This is a genomic window from Fictibacillus fluitans (genome assembly GCF_030418125.1).
GTDB classification, from domain to species: domain Bacteria; phylum Bacillota; class Bacilli; order Bacillales; family Fictibacillaceae; genus Fictibacillus_C; species Fictibacillus_C fluitans.
Map to the genome: position 1 here is coordinate 22,919 of NZ_JAUHTR010000009.1, position 19,809 is coordinate 42,727.

17 protein-coding genes and 1 riboswitch are annotated in these 19,809 nt (G+C 42.8%); of the genes, 11 read left to right on the forward strand and 6 right to left on the reverse strand.

The window, feature by feature from the left end; all coding sequences use genetic code 11:
* Positions 1–53 precede the first annotated feature (53 nt).
* The gene (locus QYB97_RS16375) at positions 54–1,019 is read right to left on the reverse strand and encodes a D-2-hydroxyacid dehydrogenase (protein ID WP_301167096.1); all 966 of its coding nucleotides are present in this window, start codon (positions 1,017–1,019) and stop codon (positions 54–56) included.
* A 120-nt stretch (positions 1,020–1,139) separates the two neighbouring features.
* On the opposite strand from QYB97_RS16375, the gene QYB97_RS16380 reads away from it, so the two are divergent.
* The 3 genes from QYB97_RS16380 (at position 1,140) to QYB97_RS16390 (ending at position 4,440) form a co-directional block, all read left to right on the forward strand.
* On the forward strand, positions 1,140–2,123 hold the full coding sequence (locus QYB97_RS16380; RefSeq protein ID WP_301167097.1) for a quinone oxidoreductase family protein: 984 nt from the start codon (positions 1,140–1,142) through the stop codon (positions 2,121–2,123).
* 162 nt (positions 2,124–2,285) lie between these two features.
* Entirely contained in the window at positions 2,286–3,617 is a 1,332-nt protein-coding gene (locus tag QYB97_RS16385) for a TIGR00366 family protein (RefSeq protein WP_301167098.1), read from the forward strand.
* A gap of 22 nt (positions 3,618–3,639) precedes the next feature.
* The gene (locus QYB97_RS16390; RefSeq protein ID WP_301167099.1) at positions 3,640–4,440 is read left to right on the forward strand and encodes a putative protein N(5)-glutamine methyltransferase; all 801 of its coding nucleotides are present in this window, start codon (positions 3,640–3,642) and stop codon (positions 4,438–4,440) included.
* Between the two features lie 19 nt (positions 4,441–4,459).
* Here QYB97_RS16390 and QYB97_RS16395 read toward each other — a convergent pair whose 3' ends face one another.
* Entirely contained in the window at positions 4,460–5,221 is a 762-nt protein-coding gene (locus tag QYB97_RS16395; protein WP_301167100.1) for a thermonuclease family protein, read from the reverse strand.
* Positions 5,222–5,337: 116 nt separating this feature from the next.
* Entirely contained in the window at positions 5,338–6,147 is an 810-nt protein-coding gene (locus tag QYB97_RS16400) for an alpha/beta hydrolase family protein (protein ID WP_301167101.1), read from the reverse strand.
* A 128-nt stretch (positions 6,148–6,275) separates the two neighbouring features.
* Positions 6,276–6,382, reverse strand: a riboswitch (SAM riboswitch).
* Between the two features lie 221 nt (positions 6,383–6,603).
* Here QYB97_RS16400 and QYB97_RS16405 point away from each other — a divergent pair.
* The 5 genes from QYB97_RS16405 (at position 6,604) to ltaS (ending at position 14,631) form a co-directional block, all read left to right on the forward strand.
* A complete protein-coding gene (locus QYB97_RS16405; RefSeq protein ID WP_301167102.1) occupies positions 6,604–7,575 on the forward strand; it encodes a bile acid:sodium symporter family protein in 972 nt (323 codons plus the stop codon).
* Between the two features lie 460 nt (positions 7,576–8,035).
* Entirely contained in the window at positions 8,036–10,153 is a 2,118-nt protein-coding gene (locus tag QYB97_RS16410) for a bifunctional glycosyltransferase/CDP-glycerol:glycerophosphate glycerophosphotransferase (protein WP_301167103.1), read from the forward strand.
* Between the two features lie 243 nt (positions 10,154–10,396).
* Complete coding sequence (locus tag QYB97_RS16415) at positions 10,397–11,068, forward strand: response regulator transcription factor (RefSeq protein WP_301167104.1); 672 nt, start codon at positions 10,397–10,399, stop codon at positions 11,066–11,068.
* Complete coding sequence (locus QYB97_RS16420) at positions 11,058–12,419, forward strand: sensor histidine kinase (protein ID WP_301167105.1); 1,362 nt, start codon at positions 11,058–11,060, stop codon at positions 12,417–12,419. The genes QYB97_RS16415 and QYB97_RS16420 overlap by 11 nt, the downstream gene beginning before the upstream one ends.
* Positions 12,420–12,618: 199 nt before the next feature.
* Positions 12,619–14,631, forward strand: a complete 2,013-nt coding sequence (gene ltaS, locus QYB97_RS16425; protein ID WP_301167106.1) for a lipoteichoic acid synthase — start codon at positions 12,619–12,621, stop codon at positions 14,629–14,631.
* Between the two features lie 123 nt (positions 14,632–14,754).
* Here ltaS and QYB97_RS16430 read toward each other — a convergent pair whose 3' ends face one another.
* Positions 14,755–15,636: a DMT family transporter gene (locus QYB97_RS16430; RefSeq protein ID WP_301167107.1), complete on the reverse strand. Its 882-nt coding sequence runs from the start codon at positions 15,634–15,636 to the stop codon at positions 14,755–14,757.
* A gap of 166 nt (positions 15,637–15,802) precedes the next feature.
* Between QYB97_RS16430 and QYB97_RS16435 the strand changes: the two genes are divergently transcribed.
* A complete protein-coding gene (locus QYB97_RS16435) occupies positions 15,803–16,363 on the forward strand; it encodes an XRE family transcriptional regulator (RefSeq protein ID WP_301167108.1) in 561 nt (186 codons plus the stop codon).
* 112 nt (positions 16,364–16,475) lie between these two features.
* Here the strand turns inward: QYB97_RS16435 and QYB97_RS16440 are convergent, their stop codons facing one another.
* Positions 16,476–17,507, reverse strand: a complete 1,032-nt coding sequence (locus QYB97_RS16440) for an acyltransferase family protein (RefSeq protein ID WP_301167109.1) — start codon at positions 17,505–17,507, stop codon at positions 16,476–16,478.
* Positions 17,508–17,666: 159 nt separating this feature from the next.
* Positions 17,667–18,161 (reverse strand): GyrI-like domain-containing protein, encoded by a 495-nt coding sequence (locus QYB97_RS16445; RefSeq protein ID WP_301167110.1) that lies wholly within the window; start codon positions 18,159–18,161, stop codon positions 17,667–17,669.
* 123 nt (positions 18,162–18,284) lie between these two features.
* Here QYB97_RS16445 and QYB97_RS16450 point away from each other — a divergent pair, with 123 nt between their 5' ends.
* Together QYB97_RS16450 and QYB97_RS16455 are read left to right on the forward strand one after the other, a co-directional pair.
* Positions 18,285–19,115 carry an alpha/beta fold hydrolase gene (locus tag QYB97_RS16450; RefSeq protein ID WP_301167111.1) on the forward strand — a complete coding sequence of 277 codons (831 nt, stop codon included), beginning with the start codon at positions 18,285–18,287 and terminating at the stop codon, positions 19,113–19,115.
* A gap of 25 nt (positions 19,116–19,140) precedes the next feature.
* Entirely contained in the window at positions 19,141–19,803 is a 663-nt protein-coding gene (locus tag QYB97_RS16455) for a DUF975 family protein (protein WP_301167112.1), read from the forward strand.
* The last annotated feature ends 6 nt before the right edge of the window (positions 19,804–19,809 follow it).

Here is a 19,809-nt window from a genome sequence, read left to right on the forward strand (position 1 = left end):
TGAAATGTTCAGCACGGCGGGAAGTCAAAGAAGAAGGAAGATGCCTTTCTCTTTTAGTAGCCTTTATTGTAATCGACGGCATTAATGGAGGGATATTTTCCATCCAGGTAGTCTTTGAGATTAGGAATTAAAATATCTTCAATGACCCGCTGGTCGTAATACTCGGTAGATCCTGCGGTGTGGGGAGTGGTAATGACATTTTCCATCTCCCAAAGCGGGCTGCTGGTTTCAAGCGGTTCTTTTTCAAATACATCAAGGCCCGCTCCGGCAATTTCTCCAGTATTCAGCGCCTCAATCAAATCATCTTCCACCACAATGTCACCGCGTCCAATATTAATAAGAAATGCGGTGTTTTTCATGAGATGGAATTCTTTTTTGCCCAGCATGCGATTCGTTTCCTTGGTTAATGGCAGGGTCACAACCACATAATCGCATTCAGGAAGCAGATTGTGAAGCTGTTTGGAGGTGTACATTTCGTCAATATATTCTTCGGGCTTACCCGAATGTCGCATTCCCAGCACTTTCATTCCAAAGGCCTTGGCAATCTTGGCTGTTTCACGTCCGATAGCGCCTGTACCGAGGATGCCAAGGGTTTTGCCATGGATTTCAAGCTTGAGGTTAGAGTGATCCCATGTTTTGGATTGCTGGCTGCGCACGTATGTATGTATTTTTCTTGTAAGTCCGAGCATGAGCGCAAAAATGGTCTCTGAAATAGGAAAAGCATGGACACCGTTGGCGCTGGTCAGCTGAATATTTCGGGAGGAAAGACGGTCGAGCGGAAGATTGTTAACCCCTGCACTCCAGGTTTGAACCCATTTCAATGATGGGTTTTCATGCTCGAGAGTATACTCTTCCATACCTGTTTTCCAGCCGGCAATGATCTCTGCTTCAGGAGCTTCTTTTTGCCAAATCTCCTTGTCCTTTCCGGTTACAATGTTCCAATCGGGAATGATCTTCTGTACCTTTTCCACATAAGAAGCGTCAATATTTTGAGCAATGAGCAATTTACGTGCCGTCATCTGATCCCATCCTGTCTGTGTGGTTTTTTTTCAGTTTACCAGAAGCTGAGAAATATTTGTGAAACCATGCTCCAGGTCTTTCGTGTTCTGTTACGATAAGAAAAAAAAGGAGGAAATCATTTGAAAGCAATTATTGTTAATAACTTTGGAGGTTCAAAAAATTTGGTATGGTCGGATACAGCTGTGCCAGAGATAGGTTCTGATCAGGTGCTAATCAAAGTAAAGACCACCTCTGTCAATTATGCCGATATTAAAGCAAGGGTGGGGACAAAAGGAAAGGGGACACTTCCATTTATTCCTGGACTGGAGGCAGCAGGGGTTGTGGAGAAGGTTGGTCCTGATGTGCAGCATCTTCATGAAGGCCAGCGTGTGCTTGCTTTTCCTCATGATGGTTCATATGCGGAATATATAGCGGCCGATGCTCAATTAACGTTTCCCATTCCGGACAGCATGACATTTGAAACAGCAGGCTCCTGCGGAATCGTTTCCTTTCTTTCGTATTATCTTCTTGCAGATATTGCGAAAATGGTAAAAGGAGAAACGGTTCTCATCCATTCCGCAGCCGGAGGTGTGGGTACTACAGCTGTGCAGACAGCCCTTGCCCTTGGGGCAGGCATGGTGATTGGAACCGTAGGAAACAAGCAGAAAATGCAAATCGCAAATGACGCGGGTGCCCATTATGTACTTAATTATGAAACAGAAGATATATCCCGGCAGGTAAACGAGCTGACAAATGGAAAAGGGGCAGATATTGTCCTTGATTCAGTAGGAGGAAAATTGACGGACCAAAGCTTTGACTGCCTGGCCAAGTACGGCCGGCTCGTGGTATTTGGGAATTCGAGCGGGGAGTACGGCACCATCCCAGCCGGCAAGCTGCATTCGAGCTGCAGGTCAGTTTTGGGCTTTAGTCTGGGTACAACAAGAAAAGAGAGGCCTGAAGTACTGCAGAAAATTGCACCCCATGTGTTTGAACTAATGGAGGAGGGCCGCCTGAGGATCAATATTGGAAGGAAATTTCGTCTTGAGGAGGCAGCGGCAGCCCATGGCTGGGTAGAAAGCCGGTTAAGTACAGGAAAAATCGTGTTAATGGTAAATGAAGAGTAAAATTAACCCTTTCTGTAAGGTGCTCTGTTTATTAGATTCGCTAATTTTTTACATATTTTACGATAAACAGACAGGATTTTCAGGTTCGTAGACTGAATAATTAACGAATGCATCTATTAAAAGTGTTAAGAGCCTGGTCAGGCAGAAAGGTCGTGCAAAACAATGAAAGCGCTCTCGAACTTTTTTACAACTCTTGTTCAACGGTTTTTACCGGATCCTTTTGTGTTTGCGTTGATTCTTACCATCATTCTTTTTCTTTCAGGGGTGATTTTTACCCATCACAGTCCTCTCGACATGGTAGAGTTCTGGGGATCGGGATTTTGGAACCTGCTCGCCTTTGCCATGCAGATGAGCCTTGTCCTTGTAACCGGACATGCACTGGCAAGTTCTCCGCTCATCAGGAAGTGGATGGTCAAACTTGCCGGAGTGGCCAAAACACCCGTACAGGGTGTGATTCTTGTTGTCGTAGGTTCAGGAATTGCCTGCTTCATCAACTGGGGATTTGGTTTAATTGTAGGGGCACTGTTTGCAAAGGAAGTCGCCAAGCGTATTCCGGGCTCCGACTACCGGTTTCTGATCGCCTGCGCCTATATCGGATTTTTGACCTGGCATGGAGGATTATCAGGCTCAGTTCCTCTTGTGGCGGCTACACCGGGAAATCCAATGGAGAAAACGGCAGGACTGATTCCGCTCACCGATACGATTTTTACAAGCTATAATTTGTTTATCACGCTGGCGCTGCTCATTGTTCTGCCGATCATGGCAAAGATGATGATGCCAACGGGAAAAGATGTGCTTGGAATTGATCCGAAATTATTAGCGGAAGACGAGGTTTCTGCATCCACGGCAATGGCTCCTGTAGAAACAAAAAAGACATTCGCCGTTTCCATGGAAAACAGCCGGCTGCTCAGCCTGGTCATTTCCGTTCTTGGGTATTCGTATATTGTTTATTACATAGTTCAAAATGGATTTAAAATTGATATTAACACGGTTAATTTACTGTTTTTCACAACGGGCCTGCTACTGCATGGAACACCGCTTTCTTACATGAATGCAGTTACCAATGCTGCCAAAGGTACCGCAGGCATATTGATTCAATTTCCGTTTTATGCTGGAATTCAGGGGATGATGGAGCTTTCGGGATTGGGCGGCATGATAACCAATGCGTTTATCTCCATCTCAAACCCTTCAACCTTTCCGTTCTTTGCCTTCTTGAGCTCAGGATTTGTAAACTTTTTTGTACCTTCAGGCGGCGGGCATTGGGTGGTTCAGGGTCCTTTCATCATGCCTGCGGCAAAGGAGCTTGGCGTTGACTCGGGCGTTGCCGCAATGGCGATTGCCTATGGTGAAGCCTGGATGAATATGGCTCAGCCGTTTTGGGCGCTGCCCGCACTGGCAATTGCGGGCCTCGGGGCGAGGGACATTATGGGCTATTGTGTTACGACGCTCCTGGTTTCCGGTGTTATCTTTGCGGTAGGTTTGTCGTTCTTTTAATTGCAAAAAGGAGGGACTGCTGGTGAGTGTTACTGTTTTTAATGGGATTGCGGCACGGCTGAGGGCTGCCGGCTGTGTTTATGCGGAAGAAGAAGCACGGCTGCTGCTCTCTGCATCGGGGTCTCCTGAAGAGTTGGACAGCATGACAGAAAAGAGGGCAGCAGGATTTCCTCTTGAACATGTGATGGGTTACGCAGAATTTTGCGGATTCCGGATTGAGGTGGATCCTCATGTCTTTGTTCCAAGAAGGCGCACCGAGTTTCTCGTAAATGAGGCGGCAGCGATAACAAGGACGGGAGATACTGTACTGGATCTCTGCTGCGGTTCGGGAGCGGTGGGGGCTGTCCTCGCTAAGCTTAAACCCGGCATCAGACTTTATGCGGCTGATATTGATTCAAAAGCTGTCACATGTGCGATCCGGAATGTCCGGGAAGCAGACGGGGTGGTTTTTGAAGGCGACCTTTATGAACCATTGCCGAAAAACTTGCGTGGCAGCGTCAATGTTCTTGTCGTAAATGCGCCATATGTTCCTACAAATGCGATGTCATCGCTTCCGTCAGAAGCGCGTATTCACGAAGACCGGATCGCACTGGATGGCGGACTGGACGGGCATGATGTCCAGCGGCGGTCAGTGATTGGAGCAGGATCCTGGCTTGCACCGGGAGGATTTCTGCTCATGGAAACAAGCTCTGGACAATCAGCAGAAACATTACGTATTTTTCAGGAGCAGGGATTCCTTTCAAAAGTAGCGTTTTCCCCGGATCTCGAAGCAACGGTAGTGATTGGAACAAAAGTCAAAGCCGGATCAGCTCGTTTAAGCTGATTCGGCTTTTAGTCTGGAATTATCTTTTTGCTTTTCGGTAGCCGGCTTTTTGCGCTTCTGACTCCGAGCAAAACATGATCTCGGCTTTGGTTACATCATATGATTGACCGCCGGGAACATGGTAGATCATCGACTGCTGATTCCCTTTTATGTTGCATTTCCCCTTTGGCTTTTCATTTGAAGCAGGCTGTTTCTTTCCATTAGAGGAAGTGTTCTTGGAATTTTCATGAAAACCATCCTCCTGGGCATAGTTTTCGATGGACCAGATTCCAACCCCTTTTTGCTGGGCCTTTTCCTGTGTGGCGCGAAACTGGTCCACATACTTGGTATTGGGCGGATAAACATAAGCGACCCGTGCCAGCCCCTTTTCCAGGAGCAGCTGGTTAAAATTTTGTTTGCCTAACCATATGTAAGCGAGCAATCTTCCGTACTTGTCGCGTTCGGAAACATCCATCTCAACGCCTACTTTTTTGCCGGTCAGCTCTGTTTTTGTGAACTTGGAGCTTTCCGGGCCAAAAGGCTGGACACCGAGCCGGGGATGCTTCGTCTCGGGAGTGTCCACGAGCAGCATTCGGACGCGTTCTGTTTTTCCGTTCTTGAATTTAACATCGATTGTATCTCCATCCACAACATATGTGACGGTAGCGGGCATGCCTTTCACTGCAGCACTCTGACTTTCCGGCGAGCTGCTTTCTTGTACTGCTGAACATCCTGCTGATAGCACGGCGAGTAAACATACCATCGTTACAATGAGCAGGTTTTTAAGAAGCTTTGTCTTCACGATTTTGGTTCTCTCCTCTTACTTATATATTACCGATAACCTTGAAATCACAAATGCTATTATACTACGTTATCCATTTACATAGTGTCTTTCCATAAAAAAAGCATCATGATCCATTAGATCGTGATGCGTTCTGAAAGTGACTGCCGGTTAAGCCAGTTCAAGGTCTGGGCAAGCAGATCATTAAAATGATGGATAGAGGAAAAGGTATGATTTGCCCCTTTAATGAGCTGTAACTGTGTATCCCCACGGGACCTAGTGCGGGCGCTGTCAGAAAAATGGCTGCAGTATCTGCTTGGAATGTCTTTATCCTCTGTTCCATGGAGAAGTAAAACGTCCCCTGTAAACCGTGAGAGTTCCTTTATGGGATGGTAAGCCTGAAGAGACTGGAGAAAATCAGCTTTTAAGGAATATCCCAGATGATCAACATAACCTTTTTCAGGTAAGCATTTACATTCATTTTTGCCGACGATATTCACAATATCTTCGTAGGGATTACCAACCGAAGCCCATAGAATAAGGTCTTTCACTCTTGGATTGATTGTGGCCGTATGAACCGCCACAGCTCCTCCCAAACTATGGCCAAGGAGAATAATCTCCCTGGAATCGATACAAGGCAGTTTTGTGGCATAATCAATCGCGGCTTGTGTCTGGCTGATTAAATCCTGAAAGGTATTTTCTCCATAACTGCCTTCGCTTTCCCCGCATCCGGCATAGTCAAAACGCAATACGGCAAACTGGCTTGAAGTAAGCTGCTGAGCAGTTTTAACAAAAAGGCGGTCCACTCCGATCCGGTTGCTTGTAAAGCCATGGCAAATGATGACAATTGGCAATTTGGCCTGAGGAATTCCCAATGTGTGCCGTGGATAATGAACAGTAGCGGTTAACTTGTAATCCTTCCATAGAAAGTAACCTTGCTTTTCCATTTAACCATCTCCTGAATAGTTTATAAATAACTAATCTCATCTTTTTAGTCGGAATTTTAATAAATAAAAACCCCTTCTTATGTTTTCTGAAGCGTAAGAAGGGGGTTGAATGAATGTGGTCAACTCATTTCTTATCTTCCAAGCAAACAGCTTGTTGAAATTGGCACAGTGCTCACCGGGGAGTCTGCTGCCGAGGCTTCTCAGGGTCAATTCCCTCCGCCTCTCTGGATAAGAAGTATATAATTTTAATTTAATGTATGATATTTTTAATAGTTTGTCAATCGTATAAGAATAGTTGATTTTAGAATATGACACATTTAAGAAAAGGTATCAAAAATGATTTATTTGTCCCTGTCTTTTTTACAGTAATGAGTTAAAGCGTCTTGGCATTAAATATTTTATATTGTAAAATAATAACATAATAGATTATTAGAAGGATAAGGAAGAAGGCTAAGCGTGTTAGAAAAAATCAATCGTCAGCTAGAACGGTTCATGCCCATTATCACCCCGATAAGTGTACTTCTGGGCATGCTGTTGACACATGAGTTAAAAAACTTTCTGTTTCTCGTTCCGTGGATTTTTGCGTTTATGACGTTTTCGGGCAGTCTGGGCTCAAATTTCACCCATTTGCGCAATACGTTGTTCCGGCCTGCGCCCATCTTTATTGGATTGGCCATTCTTCACGTGGTAATGCCCCTGTGGGCCTGGGCCGTCGGTCACATTGCGTTTTCCACGGATCCTTATACCATCACAGGATTGGTGCTTGCGATGGTCATTCCGTGCGGAATCACGAGCAGCATGTGGATTTCCATTTACAAAGGGAACAGCACCCTTGGGTTATCCATTATATTAATAGATACATTATTATCGCCTCTTGTGGTTCCATACAGTTTGTCTCTCTTTGTCGGGGAATCTGTAGCCATCGAGGAATGGCCGATGGTCAGGGACCTTCTGATCATGATTGTTATTCCTTCTATTGTCGGTATGATTCTAAATCACTTGACCAAAGGGAACATCAAAATAACACTGGGTAAACGAATTGCCCCCGTATCAAAAGTCTGCATGGCCGTTGTCGTCGCGATTAATGCGTCGGTAGCAGCTCCCTACCTGAAGCATGTGGATAAAAAGCTGATGTGGATTGGACTAATTGTCTTTTTTATCGCAGCCAGCGGCTATTTAGTGTCCTTTTTAGTGAGTATAATGCTGAAATATGATAGAGAAACGATGGTTTCAATGGTTTTCTGCGGAGGGATGAGAAACATCAGTGCGGGGTCGGTTATTGCCCTCACTTATTTTGCTCCCATGACAGCCGTGCCTGTCATCATCGGAATGCTTTTTCAGCAGATCCTTGCATCGATCTATGGCTTTGTACTGTCCAAACATTTCGGCAGGCAGTCCCGGCCACACAAAGAAAGCACATCAGCATAAAAAAAGGAGTCCATTGGATTGGGCTCCTTTTTTATCGTTATTTATCCTTTTTTACGGATAGGATGAAACGTACCAGCAGTGTCTCGAGCTGCTCATCCTTTATCTTTTTTCTGTTGAAATGCTGGTGAATGCGTTGTTTAACCACTTCATTGCTCATCACCATTCTCCTCTCTTCTTTGTTTTCTTGTTTTTTTCTTGCTTATTTGTGAAAATACCTGCCTGCTGTCGAAAGAAGGGGTAATATGTCTTATCCTTTATATGTACGTATTACAAATTTTTGTGATTATATTACCATTCATGATTGTTAATATTACCGGATTTGAAGAGGTTAAAACCTTTTTCAGGGAAAAAGGTACCCGATTTTCATCCTACTTATTCCCAAATGGTATGGTATAATCTTCAAGTTGTTATATTTTTAACCATTTGAAACAGAGAGAGAATCGATACAGGGGGAAATAGAATGAAAAAGGTATCCGTTATTATTCCGGTGTATAACACAACTGAATTTTTGCCGGAATGTCTGGAATCTGTCATAAACCAGACCTATACTGATCTGGAGATCTTACTGATCAATGATGGATCAGATCAAGGGTGCAGGGATCTTCTCGAAGAGTATGCAAACAAAGATGCAAGGATTTATCTGGTCGATTCCATCCAGCGAAAGGGTGTGGGAGCGGCCCGAAATGCCGGTATCAATCGGGCATCTGGAGATTTTGTTTATTTTTTGGACAGTGATGATTACCTCCCGTTGTCCACGATTGAACGGCATGTACACCATATTGGCAGTCATAGCATGCTTACCGGAAGAGTTAAAAAGGTTACGGTTAAGCCTGAAGAGGCAGGAGAAGAAAGAAACAGTAAGGTTTTAAAGAACCGCAACAAAACACGCCTCTTTAAAAACTACTCGGTCCTCAACCGCTTAATTTCCATGGAGTTTGTTAAAGGAAATAAGCTAAGATTTTCTGAAAACGTAGAAAACTATTCCGATGTGGAATTCCTCATTCCTTGTATGATAAATATGAAGAAGTATCCTTACATAACTGAATGTCTCTATTATAAGAGGGTAAGGAATGACCCTATTACCAATCCGGCACTATCTCAAATGGATAAGGATAAAGTGGTCCGGGATTACATGGCCGTCTATAATCTGTTGAAGGACCAGTATGAAGGTAATGGAGCGGTATCAAAATTTCTTGACCGGCAGTTTCTGAACTATTACCGTAAATCGGTTATTATGCTTCTGGCTGATCAAAAGCAAGTGCCTCAATCCTTTAATTCCATATCAATTGCTGCAAAAAAGGTTAATCCAAAGGCACTCAAAAAATTAAATGTGGTTGTGAAAACAGAGATCAACCAGCTTAGAAATGAGAAACAAGCCAGCTATGCCAGATTAATCAAACTCCATCATCTTCTCCGCAATGCCAAAAGGGCGGTTAAAAGCAGGAGAAAAGTATATGTCTTTCTTTATCGGAATTTCTTTATTCGTATGCCGATGAAACAGAAGAAAATTGTATTTGAAAGCTTCCTGGGGAAAAACTACTCTGACAGTCCAAAGAATATTTACGAAGAAATGCATCAGAACTATAAGGACTACAAGTTTATATGGAGTTTTAATGAAAAGCGGAAGATACCCGGAAATGCAAAGCAGGTGAAGCGCTTTAGCCTGGCTTATTATTATCACTTGGCAACATCGAAATATTGGGTCAGCAATTCCAGGCTTCCCATGCATCTGGACAAGCGTCCGGGCAACATTTATTTGCAGACATGGCATGGAACACCGCTAAAAAAACTCGTTTTTGACATGAATGAAATTCATTCCGCTAATCCGAAATACAAACTCCATTTTTATAAACAGTCAAGAAGATGGGATTATTTGATTGCCGCCAATCAATATTCATCAGATATCTTTAAAAGTGCTTTTAAGTTTGAAAAGAAAATGCTCGAGTTTGGCTATCCCCGAAATGACATTTTGCATGATGCCGAGAGGGACCATAAAGCGGATGAGCTCAAACTTAAATTTGGCCTTCCTTTAGATAAAAAGGTAATTTTATATGCGCCAACATGGCGTGATGATGATTTTTATGAACCCGGAAAATACAAATTCCAGCTGCGGCTTAATCTTCAGCAGATGAAGGAAAGATTGGGTGATGAGTATGTCATTCTTTTGAGAATGCACTATTTTATCGCTGATGATATTGATACTTCCGGGGCTGAAGGATTTGCCTACAACTTTTCAAAACATAATGACATCGCTGATCTGTACCTGATTTCGGATATTCTGATTACAGACTATTCTTCCGTCTTTTTTGATTATGCGAATTTGAAGCGTCCGATTCTTTTTTACACCTATGATCTGGAAAAGTATCGGGACACACTCAGAGGGTTTTATATTAATATGGAAGAGGAAGTTCCAGGCCCGCTGTTAAGAGACAGTGAGGATGTGATTCGCACAATTGAAAATATTGATGAAGTCATGGAACAGTATAAAGGCAACTATGAACGTTTTTATGAAAAATTTTGCGGGTGGGAAAAAGGAAATGCAACCAAACAGGTTGTGAAGCAAGTATTTAAATCGTAGATGAATGATGCCGGTGGAGATCACCGGCTTTTATTTATTGATTTACACGAACGTATGTTCGTTTATGTGGTAATTATGACACGTAAAATGGTTTTTGTCTACTCTATCTTTCTAAACTGTTGAAAATTGAAGAACAATAAAACAAGGAAATTATGTGAATTCGTCAGGATTTTCGTTCTTCCGGACAGTAATTATGCTATCATCAATTGTTGAAATGATTAGAGAAAAGGAGCCTTCTTTTTCATGAACATTCTTGTTGCTGAAGACGACATCCATCTTGGAAAGTTAATTGTCCATATGCTCAAAAAAAATGAATATCATGTGGAGTGGGTGACCAATGGCGAGGATGCCTATGAGACGGCTCTTGCCCGTGATTTTGATATTGTGATTCTTGATTGGATGATGCCGGGACAAAACGGCCTCGACGTTTGCAGGAGATTGAGAAACGAGGGCTGTTCCCAGGCGATTTTAATGCTTACCGCAAAGGATGCGGTTCAGGACCGGATCAATGGGCTGGACGCCGGTGCGGATGATTATTTAGTCAAGCCGTTTGAAATTGATGAACTTCTGGCCAGGCTCCGTGCGCTTTCCAGAAGAAACTTTGCTCCTATTGTGGAAGAAAAAGTTATGCTTTTTGATATTGTATTGAACCGGACGAGTTATAAGGTGAATTCCTCCAGGCGGGAAATCCAGCTGACACCCAGGGAATTTCAGCTGTTTGATTTACTCGTCCGCAATAAAGGACAGGTACTTCACCGGGAAACCATATTGGACAGGGTATGGGGAATCGATGCCGATGTTTCTGCCAAAACGGTGGATGCTACGGTGAAATTGCTTCGTAAAAAGCTGGGTAAGCTGACCAAAAAGGAAGTTATTGAAAGTGTGCGCGGGGTGGGATATCGACTTGAAAACTAAGTTTATGACCCGCTGGAACCCTTTGAAAAATATGAATTTGTTCAGCCGGACACAATGGCGGCTGACCATGATTTATACGGGAATTCTTTTGCTGTTTTTAATCCTGTTTATGGTGATCGTCTATTTCGTGATGTACGGGGTTATCGTCAACACCCAGGAGAACCAATTGAAGAAGCTGGTGGATCAGGAAGTTATGGTCATCAAGGAAAAACTGATCAAAGGGAAAAAGCCTTCCATACAGAATTTTGTCATGCTTTCCGATGAACAGTTTTTCTATTATGTCGTCGATGCAAAAGGAAAGCTTTTGACAGGGGATGAGCTCTATCACAAGCTCCGTCCCAAGCTCTACCGAAAGCTTGAAGGATGGAATCCGGATCCGAATGAAATTAAATACGAAAAATTGAATGTGTCTTACTATGTGCCGTGGGAAGAAAGCCCGAACAACCGGCACATCGACTTGATGATGGCAGGAAGAAAAGTATACAAGGGCAACGAGTTCATAGGTACTTTATATGTAGGCAAAAGTATTTCCAACCGGGTGGAATTATTTGACCGCCTTTTAAATATTTTTGCTGTATTGCTTGTTGTTTTTGCTTTTGTGGCCTTCTTCACCAGTTACTTCATGTCGAGAAGAGCAATGTCTCCCATTATGCGCTCCTATATGAAACAGCGCCAGTTCGCCGCAGATGCCTCGCACGAGCTCAGAACACCATTGAGTGTGCTGCTTTCATCCATCAATGCATTGGAAATGGAAAGGAAACTGAATGAAGATGAATTTTCACATTCTGTTGTTTCCAATATGAAATATGAAGTAAAGCGGATGATTAAGCTTGTCGGAGATTTGCTTACCCTTGCCCGCTCCGATGCGGAAAATACCGAATTGGCAAAAGAGGTATTTAATTTTCAAGAGCTGTCGGAGAATGTCATGAAATCCATTGAAACCCTTGCAGGCGAAAAGCGTATAACATTAAAGATGATCATGCAGGATCAGCTGTTTGTATTCGGAAACCGGGAACGTTTGGATCAGCTGCTTTATATCCTGCTTGAAAATGCCATTAAGTATTCACCCGAAAAAGCGGAAATTTTGCTGGAGTCAAGGATGGAGCGTAAAGAAAAATTTAAATTCCTTGTTATTTCGGTTGAAGATGAGGGAATAGGGATACAGCCAGAAGAACGCGCTCATATCTTTGAACGTTTTTACCGAACAGACAAATCCCGTTCAAAACAATTCGGGGGACACGGTCTGGGGCTTTCAATTGCCAAATGGATTGTCGACTCCCATGGCGGATCCATCCATGTGGAGGGCAAGCAGGGTAAAGGAAGCGTTTTTAAAATTAAAATTCCGCAATAATAAACGAAAAGGACGGCTAGGCGATGATATTTTAAGGAAAATTAAACAAAAATAAAATTAAATCTTAGCTTTTCATCATATTTTCACTTTTGCTATTTATAATAAAATAGACTAAAATTTACAGGTGCGATTAATGGCAGACGAAACAACGATCTAAGAAAACCTTAATTTCATAGAGGTACTAGAAGAGGTGAAAGAATTGAAGGGTATTTTTAAAACTGGCCAAAATGTTGTTCAGAAGCATATTGGTTTTTTCCTTTTAGCTGTTGTGCTTTTTTGGCTAAAAACGTATACAGGCTATCTTGTTGAATTTAATCTTGGTATAGAAAATAAAATGCAGAAGTTTTTGCTGCTGATCAATCCGATCAGTTCAGCCATTTTCTTTTTTGGTTTAGCGTTATTTGCAAAGGGCAGGAGAGCCTATGTATGGACGATCGTACTTAATTTCTTCTTGTCGTTTGTATTATATGCAAATATTGTGTACTACCGTTTCTTTAATGATTTTATTACGATGCCTACGCTTACCCAAACGAAAAACTTTGGCGACCTTGGCGGAAGCATCTGGGAACTGCTTAAGCCGTATGATCCGCTTTATTTTATCGATACAATCATTCTTGCGGTGCTGCTGTTTGCAAAGTTCATCAAACCCGAGCCTGTACGTATGGCCCGGCGCAAGGTTCAAGTCGTGCTCGTATCGGCGATTGCACTGCTGGTCATTAACATCGGACTTGCAGAAACGGACCGTCCGCAGCTGCTGACAAGAACGTTTGACCGCAACTATCTTGTTAAATATTTGGGAACGTACAATTACGTTGTTTATGATGCAATCCAGAGCATGCGTATTTCAGCTCAGAAAGCCTCCGCAGATTCCAGTGATATGGGAGACGTACTGAATTATAAAGATGCAAATTATGCCAAGCCGAACCCTGAATACTTTGCTAAAGCAAAAGGCATGAACGTAATTTACATTCATTTGGAGTCATTCCAAAATTTCCTGATCAACTATAAATTGAACGGCCAGGAAGTTACACCTTACTTAAACTCATTTACAAAAGATAAAAATACATTGTACTTTGATAACTTTTTCCACCAAACCGGACAAGGTAAAACATCTGATGCAGAATTTATGCTTGAAAACTCCATCTATGGACTTCCGCAAGGTTCTGTATTTACGACAAATGGTAATAACACCTTCCAGGCTGCACCTGCGATCCTGGGGCAAAAAGGATATACATCAGCTGTATTCCACGGGAACTACAAAACTTTCTGGAACAGGGATGAGACGTATAAATCATTTGGATATGACAAATTCTTCGATGCCAGCCATTATGATATGAATGATGAAGATGTTGTTAACTATGGCCTCAAGGATAAGCCATTCTTTGAAGAATCTCTTCCAATGCTAAAAACATTGAAGCAGCCGTTCTATACAAAGTTCATTACATTGTCCAACCACTTCCCTTATCCGATCGATGAGAAAGAAGCGTCCATCGGACCGGATGATACTGGAGACGGATCGGTTGACCGCTACTTCCAGACTGCACGTTACCTGGATGAAGGTGTAAAGAGGTTTATTGATCAGCTAAAAGCTTCCGGTCTTTATGACAACTCTGTGATTGTCATGTATGGTGACCATTATGGTATTTCTGAAAACCATAACGATGCAATGGCGAAAGTACTGAATAAAGAAGAAATTACACCATTTGATAATGCCCAGCTGCAGCGAGTGCCGTTAATGATTCATGTTCCAGGCATGAAGGGCGGCGTACAGCATCAATATGGCGGACAAATTGACCTTCTTCCAACCCTGCTTCACTTGTTGGGAGTTGATACCAAAGAGTATGTTCAATTTGGTACTGACTTATTGTCGAAGCAGCATCAGCAGGTTGTGCCTTTCCGTAATGGTAGCTTTGTGAGTCCAAAGGTTACAGCCATTAACGGTAAATACTTTGATGCGAAAACGGGAGAACCCGTGAAAAAGAATAAAGAAATTCAAAAAGAGCAGGAATATACTGAAAATGCACTTTCACTGTCTGACAAGGTGGTTTATGGTGACTTGCTTCGATTCTACACACCGCGCGACTTTAAGCCGGTAGACCGTTCGAAGTATGATTATAATAACCGTGAACAAGACACCAGCAAAGCGAAGTCAGAAGATCAGCCAAAGCAGGAAAATACTCCTGATGCTGAACAGAAACAAGAACAGCAATAATTCTAGAAAAAGCATTGCCTTTATGGCCATGCTGGAGCTTGTAGACAAAGTCTCATGTCTACAAGCTTTTTTTTATAGTTTAAAAAAGTATCATGCAGGTGATGCTTACGGAATATCTAGTGATTATTCATTATTTCTTTGCTGTAGTAAAAATAATGCCAGCCCGATCAAGATAAGTGCGATACCGATACCTTGTTGTAATGAAATGACCTCATCCAAAATAAAATAAGCGAGGATACAAGTTCCAATTGTCTCTCCTAATATACTCATCGAAATAACAGAAGTACTTAGCCATTTCAACAGCCAATTGAAGATGGTTTGCCCTAGAATTGTTGCAATAAACGCTAATCCAATAAGGTTCCACCATGTTGATGCCGAATAATTGAAGAAGGTCGTTTGTTGACTAAAGGCAAAAACCCCTAAAAGTAATGTACTGCTCCCGTAGCCAATAACTGAATATGGGATAAGAGATAAACTTTTACGAACATGCTGGCCAATGAAGAAGTAGGCTGTTATGATGCCTGCCGCAATAAAAGCAAGTATATCGCCAAATAATGCCTGTCCACTAATTTGAAAGTCCTGCCATCCAATAACAATACTTCCTGCAATCGCTACGAGGCAGCCCATTACAGCCCCTTTGCTGAAGCGCTCTCTGAATAGAAAATAGCCGCCAGCCATCGAAAAGAGTGGCTGTAATGTGACGATAACCGTCGAGCTTGCTACAGATGTGTAATTAAGTGATTCAAACCACAATACATAATGGACGGCTAGAAATGCGCCTGATAATAATCCCAGTCCCCATTGTTTTTTTGACAACAAACGTAGTTCTTTTCGGTTCTTTTTATGGACTGCTAAAAATGGCAAAAGCATTACCGCTGCAAAAAGCATCCGATAAAATGCTGTAATTGTCGCAGGTGCATCTGCTAATTTCACAAAGATGGCTGAAGTCGATAATGCAAATACGCCAAAAAATAAGATTGCGTAAGACTTAAGGGGTGGTTTCAATTCTGCTCCTCCTAGACATGCGTTTACAATAATGAATAAAATTAATTATAATGTACAGGAGTAAGTATAAAATATTTATGTAATAGAAAAAAGTATTAGTTTTCTATGTTTAGGATGTCAGCACAAAAGGGGTTAAACCTACATTATTGTAGAAGGGATCTTTACTATGAACAATCATCGCCTCGGGCAAACGGTTTTAAATTATCGTAAAAAGAGTGGTATGACCATTCGTGAGTTCGGCGAATATGCAGGAATTAGCACTTCACTTATCAGCCAAATAGAAAGGGGACAAGCCAATCCCTCGCTAAGTGTACTAAAACTTATTGCGCAAGCTTTGAATGTGCCGCTCTTTACCCTCTTCATTAATGAAATTGATACGGATTCGCTCATTTCGAGAAAAAAGGATCGAAAGAAAGTATATCGTGAGAATAGTGATCATATTGTCTATGATGTGTTAACACCTGACTTCATGAAAGCCCATATTGAACTCTTAATGATGGATTTAAAGCCACAGGCAATCACTACGGAAAGTCACTATTCACACGACAATAAAGAAGAAATTGCTGTCGTCATGAAAGGACAAGCGTATGTCGAACTGGAAGGTACCGAATATTTTTTAAATGAAGGCGATGTCGTACGCATTCCACCACATGTTAAACATCGATTTCTGAACAAGAGTGATGAACCGAATCATATTTTATTCGTACTAACGCCATCATTAATTTAAGTAGCCTCTCCCCACGTAAGTGGACTTCAACCACTTCTTAAAAAGAGGCTGTTCCAAAAGTCGATCAACTATCGACCTTTGGAACAGCCCCGTAAAGGCAATGCTTTTTTGTTTATGCTGTTTTCGGAAGCGGTACAGAAACGCTCCTTCTTTTTCTTTGGATGTTGCCGACAAGATAAGAACCGCCTGGCAGCAGGGAAACCAATTTAATGATGCACATGGAAAGAATAAGAGTAATGAAAAAGAGTGAAAATACCTGTAGATACGTTTGTTCAAAAAGTTCAGCCGTGTAGGAGGCAAGGTAACGCTGAACCTGCCAGTGAACCAGGTAAATGCCAAAGGAATAATTGCTGATAAGATTAATGACGCGGTTTCCTTTCATACGCTGTCCCCAGGCTAAAATAAACAGGCTGACAGCCACGGTTAACGGAAACAAGTCAAGGCGTTTGGAGCCAACACCGATATATCCAGCTTTATAAAAGATATAAACAATGGCCAGGCTTGCTGCAACACCCGCAATCGTAAAGTATCGGTATTTCTGAAGCGCTGCCGCCACTGTTTTGTAATGCTTGCCAATGGCATAGGCCACCGCAAAATATGCAAACCAGGCAGTAAACGGCACTTTTAAATACGACAGATTTTCTTTGATCATCTGGTGTGATCCTTCCATGAATTGAAAGTGAAGGCTCATCACAATCAGGCTGACCGGAAGCAGCCAGGAGACTGGAATCTTATATTTTGTCACTAAATAATGCAGGGCGTAAAACTGAAAAATAATAAGCACGAAATATCCTTCATAATTTCCGAGAAGGTTCTTTTGTATCATTAATCCAATATCGACAGCGGGGTTCAGGTGGTAGCTCACAAGGGCATCAATCACAGCAAATGCAACAAACGGTGCAAGAATCCACTTCAGCCGCTTCTGCCAGAAATTTTTAGGCAGCGCATCCGGGTACCGGTTGGCGAGAATAATCTCGGATAATATGACAAAGGTAGGGGTGGCATAGCATAACGCCACACGAAGGACGCTGTATGCTTCAGATGCCGGATAACCTCCAGCCGAAACCGCAGTTTGGGAGGTGCTGTGCAGGAAAACGATGCTCAGACAGGCGATGGTTCGCAAAAGATTCCATTCTTTAATCACGGGTTTAGCCCCCTTTTCAGTAAAACAAGTCACCATTACCATACCAATGAAGAAGAAAAGGGAGCAATGGATTCTGCCAATCTTAATAAACCTTTATAGAATTTTTATAAAACCTTAACAGAAAAGACGACAGCCCATTTTAAGGGATGCCGTCTTTTCCTAATTTTTAATGGGAATAAGGATATCCATCTGCATGGAATCGGGATTTGTACTTCGTTCGTCATACCATTCAATTTCAAGCCCGCCAGCATGTTCATAGCCTGATGAGGGGAACCATTCTTTAAAAACATACTGCCATGTTTCTTGAATGCTGCAGGAAAACTCCTCATCCGGGACAAGCGGGGTGGTAAACACCGCAAACTTGGTTTCGGGGATATGCTTTTTGACCAGATCGGAAGGTGCTTCTTCTGCTGTTGTTACCTCTGAACAAATCAAATAACTGAAGGAACCGTTTTCCGGGTTGAAATTTGTGCATATGCCAAGCTCCACGGATGGGTCTTTCTTGTTTGGGATTGCTTTTCTCATTTGCGGATTTTTGAGGTAATCCTGCCAGAACACAGGAATCTCCTTTAAGTTCTTTCCTTCCCCGCTGGTTGTTTTCAGCTCATAGCCGAGCACGGTGAATGCGGGTTTAACCATGATTTTTGGCTGCATAAATGGTCCTCCTATTATGGGTTGGCTGGGTGATTAAAATGAATAAAGCTTTTTCTTCCATTAATGGTACTATAAGAGTGTTATGTAAAAATGAATGATGTGAGAAAAGGTGGGCGATATTGTATGTTTTGCGACCTGGGAGATATTCAAGTTCATTATGAAAGATTCGGAAAAGGAAAGCCAGTCGTTATGATTCACGGGTTTACCCTTGACTACCGTTTGATGGAAGGGTGCATGGAACCGATATTTGCAGACAGACAAGGCTATGAGCGCATTTATCTGGACCTGCCGGGCATGGGCCGGACGAAAGGCGAAGATTGGATAAAAGGCACTGATGATATGCTTGAGGTTGTTCTGCGTTTTATCGAGGCCATTCTTCCTGGCCAATCGTTTTTGCTGGCTGGAGAGTCGTATGGAGGGTACCTGGCAAGAGGAATCGTGGCGAAAATCGGTGAAAGGGTGAATGGCCTGCTGACCATTTGCTCACCGATCTATGCAGAGCGCGAAAAACGAATCCTGCCAGAGCATACGGTTTTGAAGAGGGATGATGAACTGATCGCGTCGCTTTCTGAAGACGAAGCCGAAGCGCTGGGGTTCAGCTCCATCGCTGTGGTGCAGGATCACTATACGTTAGAGCGGATGAGAAAGGAGATTTCTCCCGGAATCATGATGGCTGATTCCGCATTTTTAGAACGAATTGAGCAAAATTATCCTTTTTCTTTTCCCCTTACTCTCACTGAGCCCTTTGGAAAGCCTGCACTTTTCTTTACCGGGCGGCAGGACGCGGTGGTAGGATATAAAGATCATTGGGACATCCTGGATCAGTTTCCGAGAGCCTCATTTGCCATACTGGACCGGGCGGGGCATAACCTGCAGATTGAACAGCCGGCTGTGTTCCATGCACTCGTTGACGACTGGCTGAGCAGGGCGGAAGAAGTGGAAAATGAACGTTGAAAGAAAACAGAAAGGTGAATGATTCATGAGAATTAGAGAGATAAAAAAAGAAGCATTGATTGCACTGGAAAATAAATGGGGGTTTGCGGTTCTGCTGACGGTCATTTTGGGGATTTTTACGTTCATTATTCCTGAATTGCTCAGTGTGTATGCCAGCGGCGGATGGTACAATTATTATTTAGGGGATACTTTTGAAGGGGATATTACTTCCCTCATTGTCGGACTGATTCTTTATCCTGCGGTCATCGGCTATAGCTGGGTATTTATCGGGCTGATCCGAAGAGAACCGCAGAGCGTAAAAAGCATGTTCAGTCCTTTTGGAGAGATTGGAACCTTTTTAAAACTGATTGGAACGACCATTCTTGTTTGGTTGTTTACTGCATTGTGGACAGTGCTTTTGATCGTGCCGGGCATCATAAAGGGGATTGCTTATTCACAGACCTATTATGTGCTGAAGGACAATCCGGATTTGCCGGTTTTACAGGCGATTACGGAAAGCCGCCGGCTGATGGACGGGTATAAGTGGAAGTTTTTCCTTCTCCAGCTCAGCTTTATTGGCTGGATCATCTTAGCAACCATTCCATTTGGTCTGGGGTTTCTCTGGCTGACACCATACATGACGGCGTCTTCAGCGGAGTTCTATAATGAAATCCGTCAGGCCAAAGCCGGCGACGGATTAAAGGAATAACGTATG